The sequence below is a fragment of the Saccharomonospora iraqiensis subsp. iraqiensis genome (assembly GCF_000430445.1).
GTDB lineage: Bacteria > Actinomycetota > Actinomycetes > Mycobacteriales > Pseudonocardiaceae > Saccharomonospora > Saccharomonospora iraqiensis.
Window position 1 is genome coordinate 1 of the sequence record NZ_KE387066.1, and the last position, 2,948, is coordinate 2,948.

Genomic DNA, 2,948 nt, shown 5'->3' on the forward strand with positions numbered 1-2,948 from the left:
CAGTGGCTGGTACTGGCCGGGCAGCTCGCGCTCGGCGTCGCCGGGGGCGCCGGGGTGTGGCTCGGCTTCAACTGGCTGTGGGGGCAGATCCCCGCCGCGGCGCTCATGGCGGCGGTCGTGGTCACGGTCGCCCTCGTGTGGGTCGTGCGCAAGGTCCGTCGTGCCGAGGACACCCAGACCACCGTGCTGGCCCTGCTCGTGGGGCTGGTGGTGACCGTGTCCCCGGCGGCGCTGCTACTCGTCACCAGGTAGGCGCGTGGTTCCCGCGATCCCTGTCGCCCTGTCCACCGCCTCGGTGTGGCCGCTGCGGGCCGGGGAGGGTTTCGAACTCGCGGCCGAGCTCGGCTACGACGGCGTCGAGGTGATGGTGTGGGCCGACCCGGAGAGCCAGAGCATCTCGGCGTTGCGCAAACGCAGCAGGAACACCGGGGTGCCGGTCGTGTCGCTGCACTCGCCGTCGCTGCTGATCACCCAGCGGGTCTGGTCGCCCGACCCGGTGGTGCGGCTGCGCAAATCGGTGGACGCCGCGGTCGAGCTGGGTGCGTCCACGGTCGTGGTGCACCCGCCGTTCCGCTGGCAGCGCCGGTACGGGGACGCGTTCCCGGAGCTCGTGGCCGAGCTGGAGGCCGACAGCGGGGTCGACGTCGCGGTGGAGAACATGTTCAAGGTGCGCCCGCCGGGCGCCGGACGGACCGGTCGGGTCTCCGCGTTCCGGCCGTCCATCGACCCGACCGACGTCGGCTACGCCCACTACACGCTGGACCTGTCGCACGCCGCCGCGGCGGGGATGGACGCGCTCGAACTCGCCGACCGGATGGGTGCGGGACTGAGCCACGTGCACCTGTCCGACGGGACCGGCGCGCCGAAGGACGAACACCTGGTGCCGGGGCGGGGCCACCAGCCCTGCGCCGCACTGCTCGAACGGCTGGCCACCACCGGCTACGACGGCGCGGTCGTGCTGGAGATCAACACCCGGAGTGCGCGGTCCCCCGCCCGTCGCGTGAAGGACCTCGCCGAGGCGCTGCTGTTCACCCGACTGCACCTGGGTCAGTAGCGTCCGGCGCGGATCGTCCGACGATCGTCCCGACCCTGCGGGTGTTTGCCCGTCCGACTGTCCGGAACCCGTAGAGTTTCCTCCGTGGAGCCGCTGCGTTCGTTGATTCTCGCCGCCGCCGACAGCGAGGCGATCCGTCGGGCGGTCGCGACAGCACCCGGTACCCGGGGGATCGTCAACCGGTTCGTCGCCGGGGAGAGCGTGTCCGACGCCCTCCGGGCGGTGCGGGCACTGTCCCGCGACGGCCTCCGCGCGACCCTGGATTACCTCGGGGAGAACACCAGTGACCCCGGGGTCACCGAGCACACCGTGCGCACCTACCTCCGGTTGCTCGACGCCCTGCACGCCGAGGGGCTGACGGCCGACGTCGAGGTCAGCGTGAAGCTGTCCGCCCTGACCGTCGGGTGGGACGAGGAGCCGGCGCTGCGCAACGTCGGCCGGATCTGCGCCGCCGCCGACCGGTGCGGCACCACCGTGACGGTCGACATGGAGGACCACACCACCACCGACGCCACCCTGCGGACCGTCGATCGGGTGCGCAGGGAGTTCCCGGCCACGGGGGCCGTGCTCCAGTCCTACCTGCACCGCACCCCCGACGACGCCGCGGCGTTGGCGTATCCGGGCTCGCGGGTGCGGTTGTGCAAGGGGGCCTACGCCGAACCGGCCGAGGCGGCGTTCCCGGACGCCCACGAGATCGACCTCGGCTACGTGCGGTGCGCCAACATCCTGCTCGAGAAGGGGGCGTACGCGATGTTCGCCACGCACGACCCGAGGTTGATCCCGCTCCTGCGGGAGCGGGCGCGGTCGTACGGGCGCGAGCCGGGCGACCACGAGTACCAGATGTTGTACGGGGTGCGGCCGGACGAGCAGCGCCGGCTGGCGACGGAGGGGGAGACCGTGCGGGTGTACGTGCCGTTCGGCGAGCAGTGGTACGGCTATCTGATGCGGCGGCTGGCGGAGCGCCCCGCGAACACCGCACTGTTCCTGCGTGCGTTGGTCAGCCGTTCGTGAGTACGGTGCACGACGATCCCGCGCCGTTCCCGGTGGCCAGCGACGTGCGTTCGCTGCGGGACGGCACCTTCACCGCCGACCTGCGGTCCGAGTGGTCGATCGGCACGCATCCGCACGGCGGGTTCCTGCTCACGCTGCTGGCCCGGGCCGCCGTCGCCGCGCTCGCCGAACAGGGTGAGCCGCACCTGGAGCCGCTGACCGTCAGCGCCGAGTTCCTGCGCCCCCCGGCCGTCGGGCCGGTGCTGTTGCGCACCGACGTCCGCAAGGTGGGCAGGCGGACCACCGTGGTGGCGGTGACGCTCGAACAGCGTGGCCGGGTCTGCGTCGAGGCGCGGGTGACGGTGGGCAGGCTGCCCGTGCGCCCGCCGGTGTGGAACGACGCGCCCGCGATGCCCGCCGACCCCCCGCCGAACGCCGTGTCGCTGACGGTCGAGCGGTCGCAGGGCGTGTTCCACCTCGCGCAGGGGTGTGAGGTGCGGCTCGACCCGGCCACGGCCGGATACCTGGCCGGGCGCGAGGGCGACCCGCCGCGGATGCGGCTGTGGGCCCGGCCGCGGGAGGGCGGCTCGGACGCCTACTTCTCGCTGCTGGCCTGCGACATCAACCCGCCGGTCGTGTTCAACCTCGGCGGTGCGGGCGGCTGGGCGCCGACGACCCAGCTCACCGCGCTGGTCCGCACCCGCCCCCAGCCCGGGTGGCTGCGCATCCAGGTGGAGAGCCGGTCGGTGCAGGAGGGGTGGTTCGACTCGGACGCGGTGGTGGCCGACGCCCGCGGCCGCATCGTGTGCCAGGCCCGCCAGCTCGCACTGACGGCCCTGCACTGACGGCCCTGCACTGACGGCCCTGCACCGGCGGCGCCGCTCGCACCGACGGCCCCGCACCG

3 protein-coding genes and 1 pseudogene are annotated in these 2,948 nt (G+C 73.5%); all 4 read left to right on the forward strand.

All coding sequences use genetic code 11. The features are described from left to right. A pseudogene (locus tag ACTIR_RS0106275) lies at positions 1-252 on the forward strand (hypothetical protein); the annotation flags it as partial. A 4-nt stretch (positions 253-256) separates the two neighbouring features. Further along, complete coding sequence (locus ACTIR_RS0106280) at positions 257-1,054, forward strand: sugar phosphate isomerase/epimerase family protein (protein WP_026453619.1); 798 nt, start codon at positions 257-259, stop codon at positions 1,052-1,054. A gap of 84 nt (positions 1,055-1,138) precedes the next feature. Further along, the gene (locus tag ACTIR_RS0106285; protein ID WP_026453620.1) at positions 1,139-2,065 is read left to right on the forward strand and encodes a proline dehydrogenase family protein; all 927 of its coding nucleotides are present in this window, start codon (positions 1,139-1,141) and stop codon (positions 2,063-2,065) included. Next, on the forward strand, positions 2,062-2,889 hold the full coding sequence (locus ACTIR_RS0106290) for a thioesterase family protein (RefSeq protein ID WP_026453621.1): 828 nt from the start codon (positions 2,062-2,064) through the stop codon (positions 2,887-2,889). The genes ACTIR_RS0106285 and ACTIR_RS0106290 overlap by 4 nt, the downstream gene beginning before the upstream one ends. Positions 2,890-2,948: the final 59 nt, after the last annotated feature.